The sequence below is a fragment of the Streptomyces parvus genome (assembly GCF_014648875.1).
In the GTDB taxonomy this organism is placed as follows: Bacteria; Actinomycetota; Actinomycetes; order Streptomycetales; family Streptomycetaceae; genus Streptomyces; species Streptomyces parvus.
This window is the reverse complement of record NZ_BMRY01000017.1, coordinates 77,491-102,763: the sequence shown is the minus strand read 5'-3', so window position 1 is coordinate 102,763 and position 25,273 is coordinate 77,491. Positions and strand designations below refer to the sequence as shown.

General features: G+C 72.2%; 29 protein-coding genes. 16 read left to right on the top strand and 13 right to left on the bottom strand.

From position 1 onward, the window contains the following. Nucleotides 1-113: 113 nt before the first annotated feature. Both phoP and phoR read right to left on the bottom strand, forming a co-directional pair. Nucleotides 114-785, bottom strand: a complete 672-nt coding sequence (phoP, locus tag IE140_RS34060) for a two-component system response regulator PhoP (RefSeq protein ID WP_007446453.1) — start codon at nt 783-785, stop codon at nt 114-116. Between the two features lie 5 nt (nt 786-790). After that, nucleotides 791-2,053 (bottom strand): two-component system sensor histidine kinase PhoR, encoded by a 1,263-nt coding sequence (gene phoR, locus IE140_RS34055; RefSeq protein WP_006125648.1) that lies wholly within the window; start codon nt 2,051-2,053, stop codon nt 791-793. Nucleotides 2,054-2,251: 198 nt separating this feature from the next. On the opposite strand from phoR, the gene phoU reads away from it, so the two are divergent. Together phoU and IE140_RS34045 are read left to right on the top strand one after the other, a co-directional pair. Beyond that, on the top strand, nt 2,252-2,929 hold the full coding sequence (phoU, locus tag IE140_RS34050) for a phosphate signaling complex protein PhoU (RefSeq protein WP_073226069.1): 678 nt from the start codon (nt 2,252-2,254) through the stop codon (nt 2,927-2,929). 294 nt (nt 2,930-3,223) lie between these two features. Continuing rightward, nucleotides 3,224-3,373: a hypothetical protein gene (locus tag IE140_RS34045; RefSeq protein WP_167533443.1), complete on the top strand. Its 150-nt coding sequence runs from the start codon at nt 3,224-3,226 to the stop codon at nt 3,371-3,373. A gap of 87 nt (nt 3,374-3,460) precedes the next feature. On the opposite strand, the gene IE140_RS34040 is transcribed toward IE140_RS34045, so the two are convergent. Beyond that, nucleotides 3,461-4,789 carry an MDR family MFS transporter gene (locus tag IE140_RS34040; RefSeq protein WP_150193476.1) on the bottom strand — a complete coding sequence of 443 codons (1,329 nt, stop codon included), beginning with the start codon at nt 4,787-4,789 and terminating at the stop codon, nt 3,461-3,463. A gap of 221 nt (nt 4,790-5,010) precedes the next feature. On the opposite strand from IE140_RS34040, the gene IE140_RS34035 reads away from it, so the two are divergent. Both IE140_RS34035 and IE140_RS34030 read left to right on the top strand, forming a co-directional pair. Continuing rightward, on the top strand, nt 5,011-5,772 hold the full coding sequence (locus IE140_RS34035) for a phosphoglyceromutase (RefSeq protein ID WP_006125651.1): 762 nt from the start codon (nt 5,011-5,013) through the stop codon (nt 5,770-5,772). A gap of 231 nt (nt 5,773-6,003) precedes the next feature. Beyond that, nucleotides 6,004-6,426 (top strand): hypothetical protein, encoded by a 423-nt coding sequence (locus IE140_RS34030; protein WP_093445294.1) that lies wholly within the window; start codon nt 6,004-6,006, stop codon nt 6,424-6,426. Between the two features lie 27 nt (nt 6,427-6,453). Here the strand turns inward: IE140_RS34030 and IE140_RS34025 are convergent, their stop codons facing one another. Continuing rightward, nucleotides 6,454-7,197: a class I SAM-dependent DNA methyltransferase gene (locus IE140_RS34025; RefSeq protein WP_093445293.1), complete on the bottom strand. Its 744-nt coding sequence runs from the start codon at nt 7,195-7,197 to the stop codon at nt 6,454-6,456. Between the two features lie 98 nt (nt 7,198-7,295). Between IE140_RS34025 and IE140_RS34020 the strand changes: the two genes are divergently transcribed. From IE140_RS34020 to IE140_RS34010, 3 genes are all read left to right on the top strand, one after another. Next, nucleotides 7,296-7,682 carry a YunG family protein gene (locus IE140_RS34020; RefSeq protein ID WP_150193477.1) on the top strand — a complete coding sequence of 129 codons (387 nt, stop codon included), beginning with the start codon at nt 7,296-7,298 and terminating at the stop codon, nt 7,680-7,682. Nucleotides 7,683-7,833: 151 nt separating this feature from the next. Continuing rightward, nucleotides 7,834-8,082: a hypothetical protein gene (locus tag IE140_RS34015; RefSeq protein ID WP_010063563.1), complete on the top strand. Its 249-nt coding sequence runs from the start codon at nt 7,834-7,836 to the stop codon at nt 8,080-8,082. Further along, entirely contained in the window at nt 8,079-8,321 is a 243-nt protein-coding gene (locus IE140_RS34010; protein ID WP_032766339.1) for a hypothetical protein, read from the top strand. The genes IE140_RS34015 and IE140_RS34010 overlap by 4 nt, the downstream gene beginning before the upstream one ends. A gap of 63 nt (nt 8,322-8,384) precedes the next feature. On the opposite strand, the gene IE140_RS34005 is transcribed toward IE140_RS34010, so the two are convergent. The 3 genes from IE140_RS34005 to mshA form a co-directional block, all read right to left on the bottom strand. Continuing rightward, entirely contained in the window at nt 8,385-9,191 is an 807-nt protein-coding gene (locus IE140_RS34005) for a hypothetical protein (RefSeq protein WP_093445292.1), read from the bottom strand. A 280-nt stretch (nt 9,192-9,471) separates the two neighbouring features. Continuing rightward, nucleotides 9,472-9,984, bottom strand: a complete 513-nt coding sequence (locus IE140_RS34000) for a type III secretion system chaperone family protein (protein WP_032766337.1) — start codon at nt 9,982-9,984, stop codon at nt 9,472-9,474. Between the two features lie 46 nt (nt 9,985-10,030). Further along, nucleotides 10,031-11,383 (bottom strand): D-inositol-3-phosphate glycosyltransferase, encoded by a 1,353-nt coding sequence (gene mshA, locus IE140_RS33995; RefSeq protein ID WP_109179142.1) that lies wholly within the window; start codon nt 11,381-11,383, stop codon nt 10,031-10,033. 202 nt (nt 11,384-11,585) lie between these two features. Here mshA and IE140_RS33990 point away from each other — a divergent pair, with 202 nt between their 5' ends. From IE140_RS33990 to IE140_RS33980, 3 genes are all read left to right on the top strand, one after another. Then, entirely contained in the window at nt 11,586-12,371 is a 786-nt protein-coding gene (locus IE140_RS33990; protein ID WP_150193478.1) for a class I SAM-dependent methyltransferase, read from the top strand. 315 nt (nt 12,372-12,686) lie between these two features. Beyond that, a complete protein-coding gene (locus IE140_RS33985; protein WP_150193479.1) occupies nt 12,687-13,775 on the top strand; it encodes a C40 family peptidase in 1,089 nt (362 codons plus the stop codon). 318 nt (nt 13,776-14,093) lie between these two features. Beyond that, nucleotides 14,094-15,443 carry a PP2C family protein-serine/threonine phosphatase gene (locus tag IE140_RS33980; protein ID WP_109179145.1) on the top strand — a complete coding sequence of 450 codons (1,350 nt, stop codon included), beginning with the start codon at nt 14,094-14,096 and terminating at the stop codon, nt 15,441-15,443. Here the strand turns inward: IE140_RS33980 and IE140_RS33975 are convergent. From IE140_RS33975 to IE140_RS33965, 3 genes are all read right to left on the bottom strand, one after another. After that, entirely contained in the window at nt 15,425-15,763 is a 339-nt protein-coding gene (locus IE140_RS33975; RefSeq protein ID WP_032766332.1) for a DUF2516 family protein, read from the bottom strand. The two genes, IE140_RS33980 and IE140_RS33975, sit on opposite strands and share 19 nt — an antisense overlap. 139 nt (nt 15,764-15,902) lie before the next feature. Next, nucleotides 15,903-16,592, bottom strand: coding sequence for a hypothetical protein (locus IE140_RS33970; protein ID WP_093445287.1), 690 nt, complete (start codon nt 16,590-16,592; stop codon nt 15,903-15,905). A 34-nt stretch (nt 16,593-16,626) separates the two neighbouring features. Then, a complete protein-coding gene (locus IE140_RS33965) occupies nt 16,627-17,130 on the bottom strand; it encodes a helix-turn-helix domain-containing protein (RefSeq protein ID WP_093445286.1) in 504 nt (167 codons plus the stop codon). A 269-nt stretch (nt 17,131-17,399) separates the two neighbouring features. Here IE140_RS33965 and IE140_RS33955 point away from each other — a divergent pair, with 269 nt between their 5' ends. From IE140_RS33955 to IE140_RS33940, 4 genes are all read left to right on the top strand, one after another. Continuing rightward, nucleotides 17,400-18,071 carry an MFS transporter gene (locus IE140_RS33955; protein ID WP_150193480.1) on the top strand — a complete coding sequence of 224 codons (672 nt, stop codon included), beginning with the start codon at nt 17,400-17,402 and terminating at the stop codon, nt 18,069-18,071. 88 nt (nt 18,072-18,159) lie between these two features. Beyond that, the gene (locus IE140_RS33950) at nt 18,160-19,014 is read left to right on the top strand and encodes an alpha/beta fold hydrolase (RefSeq protein WP_093445283.1); all 855 of its coding nucleotides are present in this window, start codon (nt 18,160-18,162) and stop codon (nt 19,012-19,014) included. Beyond that, complete coding sequence (locus IE140_RS33945; protein WP_093445282.1) at nt 19,011-19,655, top strand: HAD-IA family hydrolase; 645 nt, start codon at nt 19,011-19,013, stop codon at nt 19,653-19,655. The genes IE140_RS33950 and IE140_RS33945 overlap by 4 nt, the downstream gene beginning before the upstream one ends. Further along, entirely contained in the window at nt 19,652-20,443 is a 792-nt protein-coding gene (locus IE140_RS33940) for a phosphotransferase (RefSeq protein ID WP_150193481.1), read from the top strand. The genes IE140_RS33945 and IE140_RS33940 overlap by 4 nt, the downstream gene beginning before the upstream one ends. A gap of 36 nt (nt 20,444-20,479) precedes the next feature. On the opposite strand, the gene IE140_RS33935 is transcribed toward IE140_RS33940, so the two are convergent. Together IE140_RS33935 and IE140_RS33930 are read right to left on the bottom strand one after the other, a co-directional pair. Next, the gene (locus IE140_RS33935) at nt 20,480-21,151 is read right to left on the bottom strand and encodes a TetR/AcrR family transcriptional regulator (RefSeq protein ID WP_176741900.1); all 672 of its coding nucleotides are present in this window, start codon (nt 21,149-21,151) and stop codon (nt 20,480-20,482) included. Between the two features lie 19 nt (nt 21,152-21,170). Then, a complete protein-coding gene (locus tag IE140_RS33930) occupies nt 21,171-21,974 on the bottom strand; it encodes a TetR/AcrR family transcriptional regulator (protein ID WP_150193482.1) in 804 nt (267 codons plus the stop codon). 131 nt (nt 21,975-22,105) lie between these two features. On the opposite strand from IE140_RS33930, the gene IE140_RS33925 reads away from it, so the two are divergent. Both IE140_RS33925 and IE140_RS33920 read left to right on the top strand, forming a co-directional pair. Next, nucleotides 22,106-23,149: an ATP-binding cassette domain-containing protein gene (locus IE140_RS33925; protein WP_150193483.1), complete on the top strand. Its 1,044-nt coding sequence runs from the start codon at nt 22,106-22,108 to the stop codon at nt 23,147-23,149. After that, nucleotides 23,142-23,975: an ABC transporter permease gene (locus tag IE140_RS33920; protein ID WP_093445279.1), complete on the top strand. Its 834-nt coding sequence runs from the start codon at nt 23,142-23,144 to the stop codon at nt 23,973-23,975. The genes IE140_RS33925 and IE140_RS33920 overlap by 8 nt, the downstream gene beginning before the upstream one ends. A gap of 31 nt (nt 23,976-24,006) precedes the next feature. On the opposite strand, the gene IE140_RS33915 is transcribed toward IE140_RS33920, so the two are convergent. Then, on the bottom strand, nt 24,007-25,263 hold the full coding sequence (locus IE140_RS33915; RefSeq protein WP_150193484.1) for a GNAT family N-acetyltransferase: 1,257 nt from the start codon (nt 25,261-25,263) through the stop codon (nt 24,007-24,009). Nucleotides 25,264-25,273 lie beyond the last annotated feature (10 nt).

The window sequence follows — 25,273 nt, the reverse complement described above, 5'->3', positions numbered from 1 at the left end:
AGTACCCGCAGCACACACGCCGAAGGGCGCTTCCCCCACCGGGAAGCGCCCTTCGGCGTACAAAGGCGTGTACAGGCGTGTACAGGCGTGCACATGACCGCCCGGCCCGCGGTCTACGGCTCGAACTTGTACCCGAGGCCCCGCACGGTGACGAGGTAGCGCGGGGCGCCCGGGTCGGGCTCGATCTTGGCGCGCAGGCGCTTGACGTGGACGTCGAGGGTCTTGGTGTCGCCGACGTAGTCCGCGCCCCAGACCCGGTCGATGAGCTGCATGCGGGTGAGCACGCGGCCCGCGTTGCGCAGGAGCATCTCCAGCAGGTCGAACTCCTTGAGCGGGAGGTCGACCTTGCCGCCGGAGACGGTGACGACGTGCCGGTCGACGTCCATCCGGACCGGGCCCGCCTCCAGGGCGGCCGGGGTGACCTCCTCCGGCTCGCCGCGGCGGCGCAGGACGGCCCGGATGCGGGCGACGAGCTCGCGGGAGGAGAAGGGCTTGGTGACGTAGTCGTCGGCTCCTATCTCCAGCCCGACGACCTTGTCGATCTCGCTGTCCTTGGCGGTGACCATGATCACCGGGACGTTGGAGCGGCTGCGGAGCTGGCGGCACACCTCGGTGCCGGGCAGGCCGGGCAGCATCAGGTCGAGGAGGACCAGGTCGGCGCCGTTGCGCTCGAACTCGTCCAGCCCGTCGGGGCCGGTCGCCGCGATGGCGACCTCGAAACCTTCCTTGCGCAGCATGTAGGACAGGGCGTCGCTGAAGGATTCCTCATCCTCGACGACAAGCACTCGGGTCACGGAAGAGCCTCCGGGGCAGGGAAGGGGTCAAAGGTGTCGGTCTCGTACGGCCCCTCGTCGTCGCCGTTGACGATAAGCGGTCCGCCGGTGGTGCGCTCCCTCGTGGCGCCCGTTTCGGGCAGCCGGAGGGTGAAGGTGGAGCCCTGTCCCTCGGAGCTCCAGACGGTGACCTCCCCGCCGTGCGAGGCGGCCACGTGCTTGACGATGGCGAGGCCGAGACCGGTGCCACCGGTGGCCCGTGAGCGGGCCGGGTCGACGCGGTAGAAGCGTTCGAAGACCCGTTCGCGGTCCTTCTCGGAGATGCCGATGCCCTGGTCGGTGACGGCTATCTCGATGAGGTCCCCGCCGGGCGAGGCGAGGCGGCGTGCGGCGATGCCGACGCGGGTGTGGGCGGGGCTGTAGTTGACGGCGTTCTCGACGAGGTTGCCGAGCGCGCCGACGAGCTGGCCGCGGTTGCCCCAGACCGTGAGGCCCTCGGCGCCCGCGGAGGCCATGGTGATCTGCTTGGAGCCGGCCTGCTGGCGGCAGCGGTCGATCGCCTCGGCGACCAGCGTCTCCACCTTGACCGGCTCGGCGTCCTCCAGCGGGTCGTCGTTCTGCACCCGGGAGAGGTCGATGAGTTCCTGTACGAGGTTGGTGAGCCGGGTCGCCTCGATCTGCATCCGCCCGGCGAACCGCTCCACCGCCTCCGGGTCGTCGGAGGCGTCCATGACCGCTTCGGAGAGCAGGGAGAGCGCTCCGGTCGGGGTCTTGAGCTCATGGCTGACGTTGGCGACGAAGTCGCGCCGTACCGCCTCTATCCGGCGGGCCTCGGTGAGGTCCTCCACCAGCAGCAGCACCAGCCGCGAGCCGAGCGGGGCGACCCGGGCGGAGACGGCGAGGGTGTCCCCCCGGCCCGTACCGCGCCGGGGCAGGTCCAGCTCGACCTGCCGTATCTCGCCGTCCCGCCGGGTGTCCCGGGCCATGTTGAGCATCGGCTCGACGGCCAGCCGGCCGCCTCTGACCAGGCCCAGGGCGTACGCCGCCGAGCTGGCCTTGACCACGCTGTCGCTCTCGTCGAGGACGACTGCGGAGGAGCTGAGGACGGAGAGGACGGTGTCCACTCCGGGGGGAAGGGCGGCGTTGCTGTCGGGCCGCAGCGAGGTGCGCGTGGGCCGTTTCAGGTCGCGCTCGCTCCAGCGGAACGCCAGCATGGCGATCACGCCGGTCAGAAGACCGGCGATCGCCGCAGCTGCGGCGACCGCCGCGTTCACGTCCATGCTTCAAGGTTATGCGGGTGCGACGAGTCCCTCCCAGCCGTCCGAGTGCCATCTCGAACACTCGTCGCCCAGAGTTCACCGAGGGGTAGGAGCCGGTTCACTTAGGGGGCCGGATCCGGACGCGTTACGGCCCCACCGTGGCACCGTGGGGGTCGGTCCGAGACCCCGGCCTCAGTCTGGAACTGGAGAGGGACTTCCATGCGCGACGCTTACCACGAGGAACTCGATTCGATCGGAGAAGGCCTGGTCGAGATGGCCCGGCTGGTCGGATCGGCGATCGGGCGGGCGACCACGTCCATGCTCGACGCCGACCTGACGCTGGCGGAGAACGTGATCGCCGGCGACCAGAAGGTCGACGACCTCCAGCACGACCTGGAGGCCCGCGCCATCGCGCTCCTGGCCCGCCAGCAGCCGGTCGCCACCGACCTGCGCATCGTGGTGACCTCGCTGCGGATGAGCGCCGACCTGGAGCGCTCGGGCGACCTCGCCCAGCACGTGGCGAAGCTGGCCCGGCTGCGCTTCCCGCAGTCGGCGGTCCCGCACGACCTGCACGCCACGATTCTGGAGATGGGCCAGCTCGCCCAGCGCCTGATGGCCAAGGCGGCCGAGGTCATCATCACCAAGGACGTCGATCTGGCGCTCCAGCTGGAGCAGGACGACGACGAGATGGACCTGCTGCACCGCACGCTGTTCAAGCACCTGATGGACGACCGCTGGAAGCACGGCATCGAGACGGCGGTAGACGTGACGCTGCTGGGCCGCTACTACGAGCGCTTCGCCGACCACGCAGTGTCGGTCGCCAAGCGCGTCGTCTACCTGGTGACGGGCGAGCACGCGGACGAGATCCAGGCGGCGGCCCCGGTCGAGGGCGCGTAGGCGAGGGCGCGCCGCCGGAGGGGGGCACGGTCGAGGGTGCGCGGGGACGGGCCGGGGGGGGGGACGGGCCGGAGGGGACGAGCCGGGGGCGCCTCCGACGTACCACCGGCGCTCACCGGCGTACGCGAGCCGCACATACGTTCCTGCACGTGTGCGCCGTTGATGCGCCTGCCGGGATGGGCATGCAATGGGGCGGGGGGCGGCGCCATGGCCGGGATCGGTGGGCCGTGCCGTACGTCCCCGGCGGCGGCGCACAGGCGTCCGCCGCCCAGCGGTATGCCCTGAGGAGGGACCATGGCCGATTCCCCCACGACCGAACCCCAGCAGGAGACCCCGACCGAAGTGGTGCACCTGACCTTGCTCGGCGCCTGCGGATGCGGGGCGGGCTGCGGGTGCGGCTGCCAGTCCGGTGCCCCGTGCCAGTGCGGCGGCTGCTGCGGCTGACCCGTACCCGCGGGTGCGCGTACAGGTACGAGAAGCGCGCGGTGCCCGCCCGGACCCCCGTTCCGGATGGGCACCGCGCGCCGTATTTCAGCAGGCCCGCTCGACCGCCGCCGCGGGTGCGGCCTCCGGTTCGGCCTGGTCCGGCCGGGCCTCGGCGGGCACGGGCGCGGGCTCCGGCAGGGCTTCCACCGCGACCAGCTCCTCGCGCGGCAGCGTGCGCATCAGCAGCCAGTAGCCGAACCCGGCGACGGTGCCGATGACGGCGCAGGCGGCCCAGAGCCAGGCGGCGCCGTAGTGGTCGATGACGAAGCCGGACATCAGCGGCGCGACGAGCGCGGCCACCGACCAGGACATCGTGTACATGCCCTGGTAGCGGCCCCGGCCCTTCGCGGGCGACAGCTGGACGACGATGCCCGTCTGGGTGGGCGCGTTCACGATCTCGGCCAGCGTCCAGACGCAGACGGTGAGGGCGTACGCGGCGACCGACCCGGCGAAGGCGGTGAGCCCGAAGCCGTACCCGGCGAGCAGCGAGGAAATGATCAGCAGCCGGCGCGGGTCGCGGTCCTGGATGAAGCGGGTGACGGGGATCTGGAGGACCACGATCAGCACGCCGTTGACGGCGATGGCGGTCCCGAAGTCGGAGCTGGACAGCCCGTCCGTACCCATCGCCACCGGCAGCCCCACGTACCCCTGCTGGAAGATCAGCGCCACCAGGAACGACAGCCCCACGACACCCATGAAGCGTCCGTCGCGCAGGACGGTGGTGAGCCGCACCTCGTCCTTGGGCCGTTTGCCGCCGACGGTCTTCACCACGGCTTCCTCGGGCCGCGACTCCGGCACCTTCACGAAGACCAGGACGGCGCAGACGAGCGTCATCAGGGCCTCGCCGAGGAAGCCGGCGAGGTAGCTGTACTCGGCGATGAATCCGGCCCCGGCGGAGGAGATCGCGAAGCCGAGGTTGATGGCCCAGTAGTTCAGCGAGAAGGCCCGGACCCGGTCCTTCGGCGGCACGATGTCCGCCATCATCGCCTGGACGGCCGGGCGGGAGGCGTTGCTCGCCATACCGACGAAGAACGCCACGGCGGCGATGGCGAACGGGTGCTGCATGAACCCGAGCACCGCCACCGACACGGCGGTGGAGACCTGGGCGATCAGCATGGTGGGCCGCCGCCCGAGCCGGTCGGTCATCACGCCCGCGCCGAGCGAGGAGATGACCCCGCCGAGCCCGTGGAGGGCGGCGACGAGCCCCGCGTACGAGGCGGAGTAGCCGCGGTCCAGGGTCAGGTAGAGGGCCATGAAGGTCGCGACGAACGCGCCGAGGCGGTTGACGAGGGTGCTGGTCCACAGCCACCAGAACTCGCGGGGCATCCCGGAGACGGTCTCGCGGGCGGCTGTGCGCAGACCGGCGACGGACATAAGGATTCCCCCCACGGGACGTACGGACGGATACGGAGACGGGCCTCGGGTAACACCCCCCGACCCGTTCGAGACATTACGAACCCCGGCTCCCCGCCCGCCACTGGATTGACGCCCCCCGTCAATCGTCCGGGCGCCGGGACCCGGCGCCCGGGGCCCGGCGCTGTCCGCGTTACGGGCGGGCGCGCGGGGGTCGCACGGGTTCGATTACGCTCGGGCTCATGGCCGACGCACCGTACAAACTGATCCTCCTCCGCCACGGCGAGAGCGAATGGAACGCGAAGAACCTGTTCACCGGTTGGGTGGACGTCAACCTCACCGAAAAGGGCGAGAAGGAAGCAGTCCGCGGCGGTGAGCTGCTCAAGGACGCCGGTCTGCTCCCCGACGTCCTGCACACCTCCCTCCAGCGCCGCGCGATCCGCACCGCGCAGCTGGCCCTGGAGTCCGCCGACCGCCTGTGGATCCCGGTCCGCCGCTCCTGGCGCCTGAACGAGCGCCACTACGGTGCGCTCCAGGGCAAGGACAAGGCGCAGACGCTCGCCGAGTTCGGCGAGGAGCAGTTCATGCTGTGGCGCCGCTCGTACGACACCCCGCCGCCGCCGCTGGCCCGCGACGCCGAGTACAGCCAGTTCGACGACGCGCGCTACGCGACCCTCCCTCCGGAGCTGCGCCCGGACACGGAGTGCCTGAAGGACGTCGTCGTCCGCATGCTCCCGTACTGGTTCGACAGCATCGTCCCGGACCTCCTCACGGGCCGCACGGTCCTGGTCGCCGCGCACGGCAACAGCCTCCGCGCGCTGGTGAAGCACCTGGACGGCATCTCGGACGAGGACATCGCGGGCCTCAACATCCCGACCGGCATCCCGCTCTCCTACGAGCTCGACGCGGACTTCAAGCCGCTGAAGCCGGGCGGCACGTACCTCGACCCGGACGCGGCGAAGGCGGCCATCGAGGCCGTGAAGAATCAGGGCAAGAAGAAGTAGAGAACGTAGTCGGGCCCCTCACCTGCGTTGTTCGGGCAGGTGAGGGGCCTTCGCGTTTCCCGGGCCCCCTACGAGTCCGGGGGGCGCAGGTCGCCTGGTGCGAAGGGCTGATGACCTCGGAGGTAATTGATGGCCTCCAGGGGGCCGCCTACCTTCGGCACTGTTCGGCGGCCCCGCGGAGATTCCTCTTCCGTATCGGGCAACTCCCTTGTGCACGAAAGGAAGACGACAATGGCTTCGACGCGGTACGACCGGGTTGCCTCAGACGCAAGGGCGACGGGAACCGACGGTTTCGCCCGGCTGGCGCTCAAGCTGGACGCGGTGGCCACCGGCCTCAACGGCATCGCGTACCTGGCGCTCGCCACGGTGCTCGACTCCTTCTTCGGCGTCACGACGGCGGTCCAGTACCCCGTCGGGGCGTTCCTGCTCCTCTACGCGGTGGGAGTGCTCGCCGTCGGGACGCGGAAGGAGATCAGCCGCACGGGACTGACGGCGGTCATCGTGGCGAACCTGCTGTGGGTCGTGCTCAGCCTGGTGGTCGTGGTCTCCGGTGTGCTGTCCCCGACCGGCGTCGGTGCGGTCTGGATCGTGCTGCAGAGCCTGACGGTCGGCGGCTTCGCGGCCCTCCAGTACGTCGGGCTCAAGCGGATGTGAGTTCGTCCGGGCCGGGGCGGGGGGACCTCAGGCCACCGGCTTGCGCCACACCGAGATGTGCTGTGCGGAGTCCGGGCCGAACGGCGTCCCGTTCCAGTCCTCGGCCCGGCTCTCCAGCCCCAGCCCCGCGATGCGGGCCATCAGGTCCAGTTCGGCCGGCCAGGCGTAGCGCTGGCGGCAGGTGCCTCGGCGGTAGCGGCCGTCGTCGCCGTCGCGGGTGAAGTGGTGCGAGACGAGGGTCTGTTCGACCAGATCGAAGGTGTCGAAGCCGAGGTGCCGCTCGGACACGTCGAACGGCACCGCGACCTGGCCGGGCGGCAGGAACCGCAGCGGCGGCACGGTCAGTTCGATGACGAACCGGCCGCCGGGGGCCAGATGGCGGGCCGCGTTCTCGAAGCACGCCACCTGTTCGTCCTGGGTGAGCAGGTTCCCGATGGTGTTGTAGACGAGGTAGACCAGGGTGAACTCGCCGGGGACGACCGTGGTGGCCATGTCCCCGATCACCACCGGGAGGGTGTCCTCGTCGGCCTTGCGGCGGAGCACCGCCGCCATCGGCTCGGACAGTTCGATGCCCGTCACCGGTACGCCGCGCTCCCGGAGCGGCACGCCGACGCGCCCGGTGCCGATGGCGAACTCCAGGGCCCGGCCGTCCCCGGCGAGTCCGGCGAGGAAGTCGAGGGTCGGTCCGAGGGCGGCGGGCGAGGAGTTCTCGGCCTCCTCGGCGTCGTAGCGGTCGGCGGTCTCTCGGGTCCACAGTTCGCTGCTGGTCACGGACGACCACTCTGCCGGGAGGCCGGGACGTCTGTCGACGCAATTCCCGGGGCCACGGAACGGGGGCGCTGTCAGTCCCCCCTGCCACGATGGTCTCCATGACGATCCACCTGCTCACCGACATCGAACAGGCCCTGCGCGGCAGTTGGAGCGCCGAGACCTGCACCCCGGAGTACCGCGACAGCTGGACCCCGGACAACCCGGCGCGCGATCAGTGCGGGGTCACCGCCATGGTGCTCAACGACCTGCTCGGCGGCGAGCTGATCCGGGGCGAGGTGCATGTCGACGGGGTACGCACCGACTTCCACTGGTGGAACCGGCTGGGCCTGGGCGTCGAAATCGACCTGACCCGGGAGCAGTTCGGGCCCGAGGAGACGGTCGTCGGCGGTGAGGTGGTCGTCCGGCCGCCCGGCGAGTTGCCGCGGCTTCAGGAGGAGTACGCGCTCCTGCGCGACCGGGTCGCGGCGAGGCTCGGCGGGGGCTGAACGCGAAGTGCCGCGTCGTACCTGATCCGTGGCCGATCCGTGCCCGGCCGGACCGGCCGGAATCCCTCGTGTACGCACTACGGTGAGCCCATGCCGTCACGCCGTCCGTGGCGGCGGACCCTCCAGGGCAAGGAGATCGAGGAGAGCGATCATGGGTGAGTCTCTGAAGACCTTCGTCGGCGGTACCGAGGTCGAGGTGCCCAACAGCATCCCGGACATCCGGGCGACGCTCCCCGAGGAGAGACGCGAGGAGTTCGATCTCGCGATCAACGAGGCGGGGGTGCACGAGATCCAGGCCGTCATGCGGCACTGGATGCTGGAGGCCGTCCCCGACCCCGAGGCCGAGAAGATCCTGGACCGGCTGGCGCGGGACGAGGCCGAGAGGCGGAGCGTCGCTTGAGCTTCCGCATCTCCTACGCACCGCCCGCCGACGACACCCTGGCCAAGATGAGCGGCGGCGAGTCCTTCCGGGACGCGATGGTCCGCACCCTCGGCGAGGAGCCGTACGGGCACGCCTCCTCCGCCGTCAAGCGCGAACGGGACCGGCGTGAGGCGACCGTCGCCGGGGCCATCGTCCTCTACTACGTCTCCCGGTCCGTCCTGACCGTGACCGTCGTCCGGCTCGTGCCTCTGCCCTGATCCCCCACGGCCGCGGCGCCCCTGCCCCGTGGTGCATCAGGACAGAGGCGCCGCGGGCGTACGTCAGGCGAGCTTCTTGTCCTGCGCCGCCACGACCGCCGTCGGCAGCTCGAACTTCACGTCGCCGCCCGCCGCCGCCAGGTTGAAGGCGAAGAACGTCGCCACGGAGCCTCCCTTGCGCAGCGCGACCAGCTTGACCGGTGCGGTGGCGCCGTCGGACTCGGAGGTGACCGTCCAGGCCGCGGCCTCGTCGCCGCCGGTGATCTTCTCCTCGGCCATCGAGACGACCTTCGTCGGCGTGCCCGCGACCGTGGCGGTGAAGCCGCCCGCGCAGTCCACGGCGGCCTTCTTCAGCGCGGTGAACGCGTCCGGGCCGGCCGTCCCCTCGTACGAGTGCAGCGCGACGAACGTGGACGTCAGGTTGAAGGCGTCCTTGAACGCGTCGGCGCCCTCGCCCTTCGCCACGTCCTCCAGCGACTTCTTGCCGTCGGTCTTCGGCTCGTCGATGACCCTGCGCTTCGTGGTGGCCAGCGCGCCCTTCTGCGCCACGCCGTACATGGCGTGGGCGACGGGCAGGCAGGCCTCCTTGTCGACCTTGACGCCGTCCGCCGGGACCTCGTCGGCCGGGCCCGTCTTGGTGATCTTGGTGCCCTTCACGTCGCCCTGGGCGAGGGCGGCCGTCTCCAGCTCGGCGGCGGTGAGCGCCTTGGCGGGGGTCTTCGGGGCCGAGCTGCTGCCGTTCGCGGCGCCCTTCTCGTCCTTGCCGTCCTTGGCGTCGGCGTCCGACGAGCCGCCGCAGGCGGTGGCCAGCAGGGCGAGGGCGGCCGCGGAGGCGGCGAGGGCGGTCCGTCGTACGGCAGTGGCGCGCATGGTTCTTCTCTCCGGTTCGAGGAGCAACCGCCCTTTCCCCGTACGGCGATTCGAGGCCGCCCGGGACGGACCGTCGCAGTGATCCACACTTTACGATCGAACCTGCGAGCGAAGTCCGGTCCAGCAACGCCCTGCCGTGATCGTCATTTTGTTGTGATCATTCTGTGAATGCACTGTGCGGAACGGCTGTACAACCTTCCTGGACCTTCCTGAACCTTCCTGAACCCTCTCGAACCTTCCCGCATCCTTCTGGGCCTTCCCGCATCAGGGAGGGCGGGCGTCAGCTGTCGGACGCACCCCGGGTCAGGTGGCTGAACGCGTCCAGATTCCGGGTGGACTCGCCGCGCGCCACCCGCCACGCGTACTCCTTGCGGATCGAGCTCGCGAATCCGAGCTCCAGGAGCGTGTTGAAGGCCCCGTCCGCCGCTTCGAGCACCACGCCGAGCAGACGGTCCAGCTCCTCGGCGGTGACCACCGACAGCGGCAGCTTGCCGACCAGGTAGACGTCGCCGAGCGAGTCGATGGCGTAACTCACCCCGAACAGGCGGAGGTTGCGCTCCAGAAGCCAGCGGTGCACCTCGGCGTCGTTCTCGTCGGGGTGCCGGACGACGAACGCGTTGAGGGAGAGTGAGTGCTTGCCGACGATCAGGGAACAGGTCGTCGACAGCTTGCGGGTGCCGGGCAGCGTCACGACGTAGTTGCCGCGCCCCGGGCTCTCCCACACGAGCCCGGCGTCGTTCAGCGTCGCCTCGATGACCTGGGCCGCTGCGGTTTCGTCCGGTACGTCAGCCATGATGCGAGCCTACGACAGGGCCGTACGCCGCACGCGCCCGGCAGCCTCAGCCGTGGTGCGCCCGGGCCCGGCGGCGGTGGTCGCAGAGCGCGGCCGTGTACACGTCGGCGGTCGCCGAGGCGGAGGTGTCCCAGCCGAAGGACTGGGCGTGTGTCGCGGCGGCCGCCCCCATGCGATCGACCAGCTCCGGCGCGTCCACGAACCGCCCGAGCGCACGGGCGTACGCCTCCGGCTCGTGCCCGGGTATCAGAAAGCCGCTGACCTCGTCGCGCACCGCCACCGGGAGCCCGCCCACGGCCGCCGCGACCACCGGCGTACCGGTCGCCTGGGCCTCGATGGCGACCAGGCCGAAGGACTCGTTGTACGACGGCATGACCAGCACCGACGCGGCCCGGAACCAGTCCGCCAGCAGGTCCTGGCCCACCGGCGGGCAGAACCGTACGACGTCGGCGATACCGAGCCGCGCGGCCAGCTTCTGGAGCCCCTCGGGCTTGGCGAGACCGCTGCCGCTCGGCCCGCCGACCACCGGCACCACGATGCGCGAGCGCAGCGACGGGTCCCGCTCCAGCAGCACGGCCACCGCGCGCAGCAGCACGTCCGGGGCCTTCAGCGGCTGGATGCGGCCCGCGAAGAGCGGGATCAGCGCGTCCTGCGGCAGGCCGAGCCGGGCGCGCGCGGCGGCGCGGCCGTCGGCCCGGCGGAAGCGGTCGAGGTTGACGCCGGGGTGCACGACGGCGACGGCGGCCGGGTCGGCGCCGTAGAAGCGGACGAGTTCGTCGGCCTCCTCGGCGGTGTTGGCGATCAGGCGGTCGGAGGCGTTCACGATCTGGGTCTCGCCGATGACCCGGGCGGGCGGCTCGGGGGTGTCGCCCTCGGCGAGCGCGGCGTTCTTGACCTTGGCCATGGTGTGCATGGCGTGCACGAGCGGGACGCCCCAGCGCTGGGCGGCGAGCCAGCCGACCTGGCCGGAGAGCCAGTAGTGGGAGTGCACGAGGTCGTAGTAGCCGGGACGCTGACCGGCCCAGGCCTGCATCACGCCGTGGGTGAAGGCGCAGAGCTGCGCGGGCAGGTCCTCCTTGGCGAGACCTTCGTACGGTCCCGCGTCGACATGCCGGACCAGGACGCCGGGGGCCAGCTCGACCGCGGGGGCCAGGGAGCCGGTGGTCGCCCGGGTGAAGATCTCGACCTCGATGTTGATCGCGGCGAGGCGCTTGGCCAGCTCGACGATGTAGACGTTCATCCCGCCCGCGTCGCCGGTACCGGGCTGGTGGAGGGGGGAGGTGTGCACGGAGAGCATCGCGACGCGGCGCGGCTTCCGGGAGGCCCCGGAGAAGCCTCCGGGGAACCTGAGGCGCGCGGCCGCGCGGGTGGAGCCGAGCCGGGAGACGTACTGGCTCACCTCGTCGGTCCTCCTCGATAGGGGCATGCTGCGGGAGAGGGCGTGAGGACCCTCCTGAAGGGTCAGAACAGTGGAACGCCGCCTTTCATTTCCTCTTTGCCAAATCATTACGCGGTCGGCGGCGCGTCGCACTGGGCCTCTCCCGGACCGGCGGGGCCCACCGCGGCCGGGTGCCCCGCGACGCGTCGCATACGCTCGACCCATGCGCCAGCGCCCCATCGGCACCGCCACCCGCGGGACCACCAACCCGAACCGGCTGCGCCGCATGGACCGCTGGATCGCCGACGCGCACGGACCCGCCCTGCGCCGCGCCGGGACACCCGTGGCCGTCGATCTCGGGTACGGGGCGGCCCCCTGGACCGCGGTCGAGCTGCTGGCCCGACTCCGTACCGCCGAGCCCCGTACCGCCGTGGCGGGGATCGAGATCGACCCGGACCGGGTCGCGGCGGCGAAGCCGTACGAGCGCGAGGGGCTCACCTTCGTGCACGGCGGCTTCGAGGTGCCCCTGGCCGTGCGGCCCCTGCTCATCCGGGCGGCGAACGTGCTGCGCCAGTACGACGAGGACCGGGTCGCCGAGGTCTGGGCGCGGCTGTGTGCCCGCCTCGACGCGGACGGGCTCCTGGTGGAGGGGACCTGCGACGAGATCGGTCGCCGGCACGTCTGGGTGGCCCTGGGGCCCGAGGGGCCGCGCACGGTCACCTTCGCGACCCGGCTCGGTTCGCTGGAGCGCCCCTCCGACCTGGCGGAACGCCTCCCGAAGGCGCTGATCCACCGCAATGTGCCGGGCGAGCCGGTCCACGCGTTCCTGCGGGACTTCGACCGGGCGTGGGCGGCGGCCTCCCCGTACGCCTCGCTGGGCGCGCGGCAGCGCTGGATCGCGGCGGTGCGGGCGGTGGCGGCCGACTGGCCGGTGACGGACGGGGTACGGCGGTGGCGGCAGGGCGAGATCACGGTGCGGTGGGACGCCCTGCGACCCAACAGCCGCTGAGCTTCCCCCCTCACGGGCAGCTCACGGGCACCTCGCTGGTGGATCGCGGACGGATCGCGGGCAGCTCACGGGCGGACCGCGGACAGACGGCGGGCAGAGATCGTCCACTCCGGGAACGCCTCAGGAGCATCGTTCGTCCCTGAGGGTGGGGATGACGCGGCCGGGGGGGTTCCTGGCGAACTTGTCCCGTGCGGGCGGTATGTGACGTACCGGGTGCCGTCGGCCTCTGTTGCTTTGGAGGACGACATGGCACGATCGCGACGTTGCCGAGAAGTTACTGACGGTAAGTCAGATACGTGCCCGGAGGGGGAGCCCGTGAACCGACGCCACTGCGCCACTGCCGCCATCACGCTGGTCTGTGCGCTGGCCCTGCTGACGTCCACGGGCCAGGCCTCGGCCGCCCCGGTTCCGGAGCCCTCGCCCTCCTCGTCGTCCGCCGCCCCGGCCGACCCGTCACAGCGCTACTCCAACGCGGACCTGGAGAAGGTCCGCGAGCAGATCGAGACGCTGTACCGGCAGGCGGGCGCGGCGACCGACGCGTACAACCTCGCCGAGGAGCAGACGAAGAAGCAGTCCGGCGAGATCGTGAAGCTGGCCAAGGCGATCGTCGACGGCCAGGCGCGCATCGCCGCGCTGAAGGACCGGGCCGGCGCCCAGGCCCGCGAGCAGTACCGCAACGGCGGCCTGCCTCCCGGCGCGCAACTGGCCCTGAGCAACGACCCGAAGCTCTTCCTGGACGGCATCAACAAGGTCCGCCAGGGCCAGCAGGCCTCCAAGTCCCTGCTGACCGAGCTGAACCAGACGCAGCAGGACCTGGAGACGTACACCCAGGACGCCAGCGCCAACTGGGAGAAGCTGGAAGCGAACCGGGTCAAGCAGGCCAAGGCCAAGAAGAAGATCAACGCCCAGATCAAGGCGGCGGAGAAGCTCGAATCGCGGCTGGAGAAGAAGGAGCGCGACCGGCTGCGCCAGTTGGAGCAGGACGCGGCGAACAGGGCGCAGACCGCCTGGCTCTCCTCCGGCGCGGTCAAGGACGTCAGCGGCGAGGCGAGCGAGGCCGGGGCGGCGGCGGTGGCCTTCGCGACGGCGCAGATCGGCAAGCCGTACGTCTGGGGGGCCGAGGGCCCCGGTTCGTACGACTGCTCCGGCCTGACGTCCCGGGCCTGGCTGGCGGCGAAGCGGCCGATCCCGCGCACCTCGCAGGAGCAGTGGCGGCTGCTCCCCCGCATCGACATCCAGGACATGCGCCCCGGCGACCTGATCATCTACCACGCCGACGCCAGTCACGTCGGGATGTACGTCGGCGACGGCGCGATCGTCCACTCCCCACGCCCCGGCCGCAACGTCACGCTGGCGGGCGCGGGCTCGATGAAGATCCTCGGCGTGGTCCGCCCGGACAAGTAGGGATCCACCCGGACAAGCAAGGAACCGCCCGGACAACCCTGACAGTCAGGAAACCCGCCGAGGTGACCCGGGCCACGTGAGCGGGGCCACGCCGCCGTCGGTGGGCGCGTGATGTTCGTCATGGGCGCTTCCGCCCCCGTACGGCCGCCCATCGCGCCGGATCCGTGTCGGGACGCGGCTTATGACGGCGCATATGACAGGGGCCGGTCCCCGCGTGCCATTCCGTTCCCCCACCGGGGACCGCTATCGTCCCCGACTGGCGGATCGTCGATCGTCGACCCGCCGCGCCCTCGGGGGGAGGGAAGGAAACCTGAACCGATGCCCGTACCCGTACCGCAGCAGCGCTCCGTTCCCGCTGCGGAGACCTCCCACGGCGACCTCACCCTGCTGGTGATCGAGGACGACCCGGCGGGCACCACCATCACCGTCCCCGAGCTCTCGGCTGCGGCCGGCACCCGGGTCCGTATCCGTACCGCCCGCAACCTCACCGAGGCGGCGCGGCTGCTCACCGACGACGTGGACTGCATCCTGCTGGACCTGGCCCTGCCGGTCGCGGGCTCCGACAGCGCCCCCGGCGACGCCCCTGTCTCCGGCCGGGCCGCCGAGCTGGCGGCTCTCACCCACGTACTCCGTATCGCCCCGCTGCACGCGGTCCTGGCGCTGACCGCCGAGGACGACACGGAGCTGGCGGCCGAGGCGGTACGCGTCGGGGCACAGGACTACCTGTTCCGGGGCGAGCTGGACGCCCGCGTGCTGAGCCGCGCCATCCGGTACGCCGTGGAGCGCAAGCGCGCCGACATGGCACAGCACCAGCTGACCGAGTCCCGGCTGCGCGCCCAGGAGAACGCCCGCCTGGAACGCGGCCTGCTCCCCACCCCGCTGCTGGACGGCTCCGGCCTGAGCTTCGCCGCCCGCTACCGCCCCGGCCGCAGCCGCGCCCTGCTCGGCGGCGACTTCTACGACGTCGTCCGCACCCCGGACGGCACGGTGCACGCGATGATCGGCGACGTCTGCGGCCACGGCCCGGACGAGGCGGCGCTCGGCGTCGAGCTGCGGATCGCCTGGCGGGCGCTGACGCTGGCCGGGCTGTGCGGGGACGAGCTGCTCTCCACGCTTCAGCAGGTGCTGGAGCACGAGCGGCAGAGCGAGGAGATCTTCGCGACGCTCTGCACCGTCGACATCGCGCCCGACGGGCGGCGGGCCGGACTCTGCCTGGCCGGACACCCCGCGCCACTGCTCGCCCGGCACGGCCGGCCGGCCCGGCTGCTCCCGTACGAGGACGGCGGCCCGGCGCTGGGGCTGCTGCCGCGGGCCCGGTGGCCGCGCCGCCAGGTCGAGCTGGGCGGCGCCTGGAGCCTGATGATGTACACCGACGGGCTCATCGAGGGGCGGGTGGGGACCGGCACCAGCGAGCGGCTCGGCCAGGACGGCATGGTCGCCATGGTCAACGGCCGGCTGGCGGAGGGCCTGGCGGGCGAGGAGCTGCTGGAGGCGGCGGTCGCCGAGGTGCGGGAGCTGAACGGCGGCGAGCTGACCGACGACGTGGCGGTCCTGCTGCTGGGCCGCGATCCGGAGCGGGTACGACGAGGGGGCGGCAGCGCACCGCGCTCCCGCCCCGCTTCACCCGTCGTCGCGCGCCCCCTGGGCGTTCAGCGACCGCCGTTGTAGGGACCGTACGGGCCGTCGCTGCTGGAGCCGCCCCTGCGGCCACCGCCGCCGCCCGAGACCTCCTTGAGCGCGGGGCGCACGTCGACCATGAACACGATCGACGCGACGACGCCCGCGAGCTGGAGGAACAGCATCGGGATGATCAGATTCACGGCGACGGCGATGCCGAGAATGATCAGCCAGAAGGACTTCTTCTTCTTGTCGGCGGCACGGTAGGCGTCCTCACGGGCGGTCGCCGCGAAGACGAACGCGACCACGGCCAGCACCAGCATCGCCAGATAGAGCAGCTGGAGCAGTGAGCCGAATGCTGAGAGCAACATGCTGTGTACCGCCTAGTGAGTGGATGAGCGCCCTGCGGCCGAGAGGGCCAAGGTACCGGGACAACGAACCGGCCACCCCTAAAGGTGCCCGCCCCGCGCCCCGGTCACGCGTACCGCGTCGGGCGAGGACCCGTGCGGGTCACTTGCCGTCGGCCGGCGGGGTCTTCTTCGCCGCGGGCTTGCGGGGCGCGGGCGTCTTCTTGGCGGGCGCGGCCTTGGCCTCGGCGGGCGCGGCCTTCGTCGCGGCGGGCTTCGCCGGGGCGGCGGGCGCGGCCTTCGCGGAGCCGTCGGCGGCCGGCGCGCTCCTGGCCTCGCCCTTGGGGGCGGCCTTGGGCGAGGCCTTGGAGGCGGCGGGCTTGGGCGTGGCCTTCGGCTCGGCCTCGACGACGGCGGCGATCTCGACGATCTCCTCCGCGGTCTCCCCGCGCCAGGTCCGTACGGTCTGCTCGCCGTGCTCGGCGACCTTCTCGTACGTCTCACGGGCCTTGATCGCGTACTCGGCGGCCACACCCACGCTGCGGAGCGCCAGATCCTGAGCGCTCTCGCCGAGCTTCTTCAGATCGGCGGCGTCGAACGAACCGAAGACCTCGGTGACCTTCGCCTGCACGGTGGCCTGGGCCTCCTTGGCCTGCGTGGTCACCTTCTCCTGCACGGCCTTGGGGTCGGTGTTGCGCACGGCGTCGATCCGCTCGGGCGCCTCGGCCCGCAGCTGCTCGATCAGCGCCGGAACCTTGCGCGCCTGCTGGACGGCCAGGTCGGCCGTGCCGGCGGCGAAGTAGAGGGGGGTGGGGTCGGTGAGGGTCTTGCGCAGGTCATCGGTGATGGCCATGACTGTGGTCCTCCCGGATCATCAGAACCAGCTGCTAGCTGTGAGGGTCTTGGTCTTTGGTGGTGCCCGCACCGGCGTCGTCGCCGTCACGGGTCCCGGCATCGCCGCCCGCGTCACTGCCGGCGCCCGCGTCCGCGCTCGCACCGGCGTCCGCTTGGGCGCCCGCGTCCACGTCCGCGTCGGGCCCGGGCGCGAATCCGTTCTCGCGGCGGAAGGAGTCGTAGATCTGCAGCAGAACGTTCTTCTGCCGCTCGTTGATCGACGGATCGGCCAGAATGACCGCCCGCGTCTCCAGCTCCTCCCGCTCCCGCTCGTCGAGGATCCCCGCACGTACGTACAGGGTCTCGGCCGAGATCCGCAGCGCCTTGGCAACCTGCTGGAGCACGTCCGCGCTGGGCTTGCGCAGACCGCGCTCGATCTGGCTGAGATACGGGTTCGACACCCCGGTGGCATCGGCGAGCTGCCGCAGCGAGAGCTGCGCTGCACGGCGCTGCTCCCGCAGGTACTCACCGAGATTGCCGACGTTGAGTGATGCCATGACTCGATAGTGCAACACCCTTGCTAACTTTTGCAAGCACGTGCTTGCAAAAGTGTCGCGCGCCTCGGTGTGACTGATCGCTTCAGTCGGCGGGTGAGTATCCCTTTCCCGCCGGAAGTGAACGGGTCCCGCTCGATCCGGCCGGCGTTTCAGCCGGTCGGTCTGCCTACGTAGACATGGGTGCGGGTGTACGCGGTGAAGCCCATGGACTCGTAGAGCCGCTTGGGGACGGGACAGGCGGCGTCGCCGCGCGAGTGGACGATGGCGCGGTGGCCGCCGGCGTCGGCGAAGGCGTGCAGCACCGCGGTGCAGACGGCGGACCGGTCGCCGCCGGCCTCGTGCTCCTGGCGGACGAACGCGGCTGGGGTGCCGCCGGCATGGGGTGGATCGCGAGCGCGTTCAGTGTCGGAGCCGCTGCCGCCGCCCTGCTGCTCGCGGTACGGGCCCGCGTCCCGCGCGCCGGGCCGGCGATGTCCGGCGCGTTGTTCATCACGGCCGTGGGAGCGGTCGCCCTGGGGCACGCGCGATCCCTGCCGTACGCCGTCGCGTTCGGCGCTTTGATCGGGCTCACCAGCGGGATCACCGCGGCGGTGACCGGCGCCCTGGTCCAGACGGAGACCGACCCCCGGTATCTGGGCCGGGTCACCTCGGTCACGACCCTGTGCGCGCTGGGGCTCGCCCCGGTCTTCTTCCCCGTCGCGGGCGTCACGGTGGCGGTGTGGGGCGCCGCCATGTTCTTCACCGTGTGCGGGGGGATCTGCCTGCTCGCCGCGGTGTTCGGGGTCGCTGTGCCGGTGTTGCGCCGCGCCGAACTGCAAAAGCCCGGGGCTGAGCCGGCGCCATCGGCGTCCGCGTCGCCACCGGAGTCCGCGTCGCCACCGGCGCCGGCACCCCCACCGGAGTCCGCGTCGACGTCGGAGTCCGCGTCGGCCGAGCGGTGACCACGCTCCGTGGTTCTGCCCCGCGGGACCCGAAAGCCTCGCCTCCGGGGCCTTGCCCTCGAAGATCATTCCGTTGGAACCTGGGAGCATGCCGAATCTTCCGACCTTCGTCCTCGTCCACGGAGCCTTCGCGAACTCGTTCTCCTTCGCGCCTCTCCAGGCCGAACTCGCCCTGCTCGGCCACCGATCGGCCGCTGTCGACCTTCCGGGGCACGGGTTCGCGGCCACGTACCCCGCCGCCTACCAGACGCCCCAGGATCTCGGTGCGCTCGCCGCCGAACCGGGGGCCATCAAGGGCGTCACCCTCGCGGACAACGTGGCCCACGTGGTCGAGGCCCTCGAACGGGCCAAGCGGAACGGTCCCACCATCCTCGTCGCACACAGCCGGGGCGGCGTCACGGCCACCGCCGTCGCCAACGCCCGGCCGGACCTCATCGACCGGATCGTCTACGTCTCCGCCTGGTGCCCCGTCAACCTGGACGTGGGCGACTACTACGCCGAGCCCGAGATGGCCGATGTCGACCCGGCGGCCCTGATGGTCGCGCTCGTCGGGAACCCTGCCGAGCTCGGGCTGCTGCGGGTCAACTTCCGTACCGCCGACCCGGCCGCGCTGGCCGCGTTCCGGCACGCGTTCGCCGCCGACCTCACCGACGACGAGTTCCGGACCTTCCTCAACTCCTTCCAGCCGGACGAGAACCTCGACGTCGGCACGGCGGCCGACCGGGCACAGGCCGCGACCTGGGGCCGAGTGCCCCGGACCTATGTGCGCCTGGCCGCCGACACCAGCCTTCCGCCCGCCGCGCAGGACCGCATGATCCGCGAGGCCGACGAGCTCACGCCCGACAACCCCTTCGACGTCCGGACCCTCGAAGGCAGCCATCTGCGCTGGCTCGTCCGCCCGAAGCCGGCCGCCGAGCTGCTCGCCGGACTCGCCGGACTGTGACACCCGCCCCCGCCGGCCGCGCCTTCGACGCCGTGCTCTGCGACCTCGACAACGTCATCCGCTTCTACGACACCGCCCCTCTCGCCGCCCTGGAGCGGGCCGCCGGGCTGCCGGAAGGCACCACGACGGACATCGCCTACGCACCCGAGACCGACCTCCCGCTGCTGCTCGGCCGGATCACCCCGGACGCCTGGGTGGAGTCCATCGCGGCCGGGCTCACGGAGCGGGTGGGCGCGGATCGCGCCCACGAGCTGGGCCGGGCACTCGCGGACGCGCCGTTCCGGGCCGACGAGGAGGTGGTGTCGCTGCTGCGCCGGGCCAGGGCCCATGTCCGGTTGGTCCTTGTCACCAATGCCACTCTCCAACTGGACGCTGATCTGGCTCTGTTGGGCCTGACCGATCTCACCGACGCGGTCGTGAGCAGTGCGGTGGAGCAGGTGGCCAAGCCCGACCCGGCCATCTACCGCATCGCGGCGGAGCGGGCGGGCGTACCGATGGAGCGGTGCCTGTTCGTGGACGACCGCCAGGAGAACATCGACGCGGCCGCCGCCCTCGGCATGGCCACCGTCCTCTACCGCGGACCGGAGGATCTGCGGCGGGCGTTGGGGCCCTGCGCGGAGGAGGCAGTAGCGGCCCCATGAACCGTGAGCCGGAAGTACTGTCCGGCGGGCTGGCCAACGCCGGGGCCGTCCTGCGCCACGGCGACACCGTCGAGCGTCCCGCCCCACCGCACGTCACCCTCCTGCACGCCCACCTCGGGGCCCTGCGGGAGCAGGGGTTCGACGGCGTGCCCGTGCCCCTGGGAGTCTCCGAATCCGGGCAGCGCGAGCGGCTCTCGTACGTTCCCGGCGAGGTCGCCGTCAGTCCGTATCCGGAATGGGTCTGGACGGACGACGCCCTGCGCTCCGTGGGGGCGCTGCTCCGGCGCATGCACGACGCGGCGGCGGACGTCCCGTTCGACCGGGCGGCCGGCTGGCCCTCCGACCTGGCCGATCCGGAGGGGGCGACGGCTCCCGGCGCGTTGGTCTGCCACAACGACGCGTGCCTGGAGAACGTGGTGTTCCGGGACGGCCGCGCCGCCGCCCTCATCGACTTCGACCTGGCCGCGCCCGGCCGCCCGGTGTGGGACGTGGCCATGGCGGCGCGTTACTGGGTGCCGATGCGGGGCCGCCCCGGGCTCGACCCGGCGCACCGGCTGCGCGTCCTGGCCGACGGCTACGGGCTGGGGCGCGCGGGCCGGGCCGTCCTGCCCCAGGTGATCGAGCAGGCCACCGCGGTGTGCCGGGCGTTCGTCGAGCGGCGGGTGGAGCGGGGGGACGCGGCGTACACGGCGGCGTACGAGCGGAGCGGGCGGGCGGCGTGGGACCGGCACCAGAAGTGGCTGGTGAACCACCGCGCCGCACTCACCACCGCGCTGCTCGCCGACTGACCGGGATCCTCCTCCACCCTCTGCACCCCTCACCCCTCAGGCGTGCGACTCCAAGCCCGTCCGCAGCTGGACGAACGCCTCCTCGGCCGCCTGGACGGCTCCCGCGTAGACCCGGTCCGCGCTCTCCCCCGCGTCGGTCCGGCGCCAGTTCTCCAGGGCCAGGATGCGCAGGACCGCGATGATCTGCCCGGCCGCGAGCCGGTCGGACAGCCCGCCGCCGAGTGCGCGGGCGAGGGCCGCCTCGGAGCGGCCCTGGTAGGCGTGGAGGCGGGCGACCAGGGACGGCGTTCCGTACAACAGGCGCAGGAACGCCAGCACTTGGGGTGCGTCGCAGAGGCCGGTCACCGGGTCTCGGCGGTCGAGGCCGTCGAGGAAGTGGCGGCGCAGGGCGTCCAGCGGGGTCTCGTCCGGGGCGCGGCCCGTGACCACTCGGGCCGCCTCGTCCTCGTGGTCGGCGAACCGGTGCAGGACCAGGTCCTCCTTGGCGGGGAAGTACCGGAACAGCGTCGGCTTGGAGATGTCCGCCGCGGCCGCCACCTCCGCCACCGACACCTTGTCGAAGCCCCGCTCCAGGAACATCGCGATCGCCGCGTCGGAGACCGCCTGGTAGGTCAGCCGCTTCTTGCGCTCCCGCAGACCGACCGGCGGCGACCCGTCGCCGGAATCGGAACGGTCGCCGTTCGCGGGGTTCTCTCCGTTCATGACCATGAAGCGTACGCGCCCGGCCTCAACCGGAATTGGCGCCGTCGGCCGGGACGCGGGGACCGCCGTCCGTCTTCCGGATCAGCGCCTCCACCCCGTCCAGCAGACGCTCCAGCCCGAAGGTGAACTCGTAGTCCGGGTCTTCCGGCCCGCTCATCGCCCCGGACTCCAGCAGCCGGGAGATCCCGGGGTGCCGGGCGGGGTCGACGAGGCGTTTGAGGGTGCGCTCGTAGGACGCCGCCACCTCGTCGGGCGACACCCCTCGCGCGACCACGGCGGCGGCCAGGTCGGCCATCAGAGCCGCCTCGCTGCGGACGAAGTTGGAGACCAGCAGGACCACCGAGGTCTTGTCGCCCTCGGCAAGCCCGCTGCCCTCCAGCGCCTGGATCCCCTGCTCCCACCAGGCCAGCGAGTTCGGGGTCGCGGGCGGTCCCCCGACGGGAATCCGGAGCAGCCAGAGGTGGGCGTGGAGCCGGTCCCGCTGCGCGGAGGCCCACTCGGCGAGCGCCTCCCGCCAGCCCGCGCCGGGCTCCGGGGCGGACAGCGGTTCCGGGGGGCCGAAGGCGGCCTCCTGCATCAGGACGTACAACTCGTCCTTGGCGGAGACGTACCGGTACAGCGACATCGTGGAGGCGCCCACCTCCTGGGCGACCCGGCCCATCGACACGGCCGCGAGCCCGTCCGCCGACGCGACGTCCACCGCCGCGGCCACGATCCGCTCCAGGCTCAGGCCGGGCTTCGGGCCCTTCGCCGGGCGGTCCCGCAGCCCCCAGGCCGCCTCCAGGCTGGCCGGCAGGTCACCGCCGCCCGAGCTGCTCTTCTCCGCCACCACATCCCCTTCGCCCGGCTCCCGGCCCTGCCTGCGCCCTGCGCCGCGGCCTCGTACGCCTTGACCCCATCCTAGAGATGCGTAAGGCTTACGCAATAACGCGTATGTCATACGCAGAAGGGGGTCCGGACATGACAGAACCCATCCAGCCGGGCGGAGACTCCGCCGCCACCATCGAGGCGCGCGGCCTCACCAAGTCCTACGGAAAGCCCTCCGTCCGGGTTCTCGACGGCATCGATCTCCAGGTCGGACGCGGCACCGTCTTCGCCCTGCTCGGGCCGAACGGCGCGGGCAAGACCACCACCGTGCGGATCCTCGCGACACTGACCGAGGCCGACTCCGGCACGGCCCGGGTCGCGGGGTACGACGTCGTCGCCGACCGGAGCGCGGTACGCCGCTCCATCAGCCTCACCGGCCAGTTCGCCGCCGTCGACGAGACCCAGACCGGCGAGGAGAACCTGCGGATGATGGCCCGGCTCACCGGGCAGCCCCGGGCCGCCGCCCGACGCCGGGCGGCGGAGCTGCTGGAGCGCTTCGGCCTCACCGCGGCCGCCCGCCGCCCGGTCCGGACGTACTCCGGGGGGATGCGCCGCCGGCTCGATCTGGCCGCCGGACTCGTCGGATCGCCGGAGCCCGGGGTGTTCTTCCTGGACGAGCCGACCACCGGACTCGACCCGCGCAGCCGCCAGGAGCTCTGGGAGGCCGTCCGCGAGCTGGCCGCACGCGGGGCGACCGTCCTGCTCACCACCCAGTATCTGGAGGAGGCCGACCGCCTCGCCGGCCGGATCGCCCTCCTCGACCGGGGCCGGATCGCCGCCGAGGGCACCGCGGCCGACCTCAAGTCCCGCGTCGGCGGTCACCGCCTCGACCTGGTCCTCACCAGCAAGGAGGCCTATCTGAGGCTCGCCGGCCGGGCCGTCCACCACTCCCCCGAGACCCTGACGCTCGGCATCCCCACCGACGGCTCGGCGGCCCAGGTGCGCGCCCTGCTCGACGAGATCGACCCGGACGGCCGGGAGATCGAACGCTTCAGCCTGCACAGCGTGACCCTCGACGACGTCTTCCTGGCCCTGACGTCGAACGCGCCGATGTCGAGCGCGCCCTCGCCGGACGCGACCTCGCCGGACGCGACCACGCCCACGCCCACGCCCCCGGAGGCATCCGCCCATGTCTGACACCGCCGTTCAGCGCAGAAGCCCGGACCGGCACTCCGAGCGGGCCCCCGCCCCCGGACGCGGGCCCGGCCCCTTCACCCACACCGCCGTCATGGCCGCACGCGCCCTGCGCATCAGCAGCCGCAACATCGACGCCCTGATCACGTCCCTGGCCCTGCCGATCATGATGATGCTGATCTTCGTCTACTTCTTCGGCGGCGCGATCGACACCGGCACGGACTACGACTCGTACGTCATGTACGTCGTCCCGGGCGTCCTGCTCCTGTCCGCCGGGTTCGGCGCCGCGACCACCGCCACCGCCGTCAGCGAGGACATGAAGGGCGGCATCATCGACCGGTTCCGCTCGCTGGACGTGGGCGGTACGCCGGTGCTCGCCGGACATGTGGCGGCCAGCACCGTCCGCAACCTCTGCTCCACCGCCCTGGTCTTCGGCGTCGCGCTGCTGATCGGCTTCCGGCCCGCCGCCTCCTGGAGCGGCTGGCTCGTGGTCGGCGCCGTGCTGGTCGCCTACATCGTGGCCCTGTCCTGGATCTCGGCGGCGATCGGCCTGCTGGCCCGGACCCCCGAGGCGGCGAGCGGCTTCACGTTCTTCATGTCGTTCCTGCCCTACCCGAGCAGCGCGTTCGTCCCGACCGAGAACATGCCGGACTGGCTGCACGGCTTCGCCGACCACCAGCCGATCACCCCGGCCATCGAGTCGCTGCGCGGGCTGCTGCTCGGCCAGGACGTGGGCAACACCCCCTGGATCGCGCTCGCCTGGGCGGCGGGGCTCCTCGCCGCGGCGGTCGGCGCCTCGGGGACGTTGTTCCGGATCCGGACGCGCTGAGCCCGGGGTACGGGCACGCGATCCGGGCCGCTCAGAACACGTCCGGGCACCAGGGCCGCCGGCCCGTGCGGAACAGTGCGTCCGCCGTCGTCGCCGCGCCCGGCCGCAGCTCCTCCACCCGGCCCAGGTCCACCAGCCGCCGCACGGACTCGTCGCCCAGGTACAGCGTGGACAGCTCCGCCACGTCCAGGGCGAGGTCGGCGCTCCGGGTGGTCGGGGTGCAGCGTGCGCCGGAGTCCGAGGCGTCCAGCAGGAAGCGGCCCCCGGCCAGGCCCGCCGCGTCCCGGACGTCCAGGACGAGCGAGGCCTCGACACCGTACGTCCGGGCCCCAAGGGCGCGCGGCACGTCCAGCAGCCTCAGCCACAGCCAGTCCGCGTGGGTGACCATGCGGGCCGCACGCGGGTCGGGGAGCAGCAGCGGGAGCAGGTCGTCGGGGGCGCGGTAGCCCGAGCGGACCGTGGTGATCCAGTCGACCGAGCAGAGGTAGTGCCACAGGGCCCGCTCCGCCGCCGGGTTCAGCGCGATCATGTCCCGTACGGAGGCGGTGTTGAGCGGCTGCTTGGAGTCGCCCCACTTGTCGTCCACGCCGTAGACCAGCAGGCCGTCGGCCTCGCCGTTCGCGGCGCGGTGCACGACGTAGAACGGCTCGGTCCACGTCTCGTGCGCCGCGCGGGGCGCGACGCCCGTACGCATCCGCCACCAGCGCTCCCCGCGGCCGACGATGCCGGGCTGCCGGGCCGCCAGCGCCGCGTGCACCTCGGGGCCGGTCTTGCGGACGTCGGCGCCGTCCACCAGCTCGATCCGGCCGCCGTCCGCCGGCTGCCCGGAGCGGCGCGGGTCGAGCCCGGCGCGGTCCACCGCGATCTCCCACTCGACGTTCCAGGCGGCGGGGCCGAAGCCGTACCGCCCGTAGATCGGGTACTCGGCGGCGATCAGCGAGGCGACCACCTCGCCGCGCTCCTTGGCCGCCGCCAGGTCCGTGGCCATCATCCGGCTGAGCAGTCCGCGGCGGCGGTGCGTGGGCGTCACGGTCACGCCGGTGACCGCGTCGGCCGTCACGGTGGCCCCGCCGACCACGGTCAGCTGCTGGGCGAACGAGCGGAACGTCGCCACGCACCGCCCGTCGTCGAAGGCGCCCTGCATACGGGAGAGGTCGGCGTCCCCGAACCGGTCGGCGACCAGCTCCTCGCCCGGCTTCTCCGCGGTGGGGGTCAGGAAGCCGGTGCCCACCGCCTTCATCCAGTCGGCGATCTCGGAGGGGGTGACGGTACGGACATCGAGGCTCATTCCCCCACGC

Bases quoted from the DNA above. Each gene is read 5' to 3' on its own strand.
- phoR (WP_006125648.1), bottom strand. From the start codon at position 2,053: ATGGACGTGAACGCGGCGGTCGCCGCAGCTGCGGCGATCGCCGGTCTT.
- phoU (WP_073226069.1), top strand. From the start codon at position 2,252: ATGCGCGACGCTTACCACGAGGAACTCGATTCGATCGGAGAAGGCCTG.
- IE140_RS34045 (WP_167533443.1), top strand. From the start codon at position 3,224: ATGGCCGATTCCCCCACGACCGAACCCCAGCAGGAGACCCCGACCGAA.
- IE140_RS34040 (WP_150193476.1), bottom strand. From the start codon at position 4,789: ATGTCCGTCGCCGGTCTGCGCACAGCCGCCCGCGAGACCGTCTCCGGG.
- IE140_RS34035 (WP_006125651.1), top strand. From the start codon at position 5,011: ATGGCCGACGCACCGTACAAACTGATCCTCCTCCGCCACGGCGAGAGC.
- IE140_RS34030 (WP_093445294.1), top strand. From the start codon at position 6,004: ATGGCTTCGACGCGGTACGACCGGGTTGCCTCAGACGCAAGGGCGACG.
- IE140_RS34020 (WP_150193477.1), top strand. From the start codon at position 7,296: ATGACGATCCACCTGCTCACCGACATCGAACAGGCCCTGCGCGGCAGT.
- IE140_RS34015 (WP_010063563.1), top strand. From the start codon at position 7,834: ATGGGTGAGTCTCTGAAGACCTTCGTCGGCGGTACCGAGGTCGAGGTG.
- IE140_RS34005 (WP_093445292.1), bottom strand. From the start codon at position 9,191: ATGCGCGCCACTGCCGTACGACGGACCGCCCTCGCCGCCTCCGCGGCC.
- IE140_RS34000 (WP_032766337.1), bottom strand. From the start codon at position 9,984: ATGGCTGACGTACCGGACGAAACCGCAGCGGCCCAGGTCATCGAGGCG.
- IE140_RS33990 (WP_150193478.1), top strand. From the start codon at position 11,586: ATGCGCCAGCGCCCCATCGGCACCGCCACCCGCGGGACCACCAACCCG.
- IE140_RS33980 (WP_109179145.1), top strand. From the start codon at position 14,094: ATGCCCGTACCCGTACCGCAGCAGCGCTCCGTTCCCGCTGCGGAGACC.
- IE140_RS33975 (WP_032766332.1), bottom strand. From the start codon at position 15,763: ATGTTGCTCTCAGCATTCGGCTCACTGCTCCAGCTGCTCTATCTGGCG.
- IE140_RS33970 (WP_093445287.1), bottom strand. From the start codon at position 16,592: ATGGCCATCACCGATGACCTGCGCAAGACCCTCACCGACCCCACCCCC.
- IE140_RS33965 (WP_093445286.1), bottom strand. From the start codon at position 17,130: ATGGCATCACTCAACGTCGGCAATCTCGGTGAGTACCTGCGGGAGCAG.
- IE140_RS33950 (WP_093445283.1), top strand. From the start codon at position 18,160: ATGCCGAATCTTCCGACCTTCGTCCTCGTCCACGGAGCCTTCGCGAAC.
- IE140_RS33940 (WP_150193481.1), top strand. From the start codon at position 19,652: ATGAACCGTGAGCCGGAAGTACTGTCCGGCGGGCTGGCCAACGCCGGG.
- IE140_RS33935 (WP_176741900.1), bottom strand. From the start codon at position 21,151: ATGGTCATGAACGGAGAGAACCCCGCGAACGGCGACCGTTCCGATTCC.
- IE140_RS33925 (WP_150193483.1), top strand. From the start codon at position 22,106: ATGACAGAACCCATCCAGCCGGGCGGAGACTCCGCCGCCACCATCGAG.
- IE140_RS33920 (WP_093445279.1), top strand. From the start codon at position 23,142: ATGTCTGACACCGCCGTTCAGCGCAGAAGCCCGGACCGGCACTCCGAG.
- IE140_RS33915 (WP_150193484.1), bottom strand. From the start codon at position 25,263: ATGAGCCTCGATGTCCGTACCGTCACCCCCTCCGAGATCGCCGACTGG.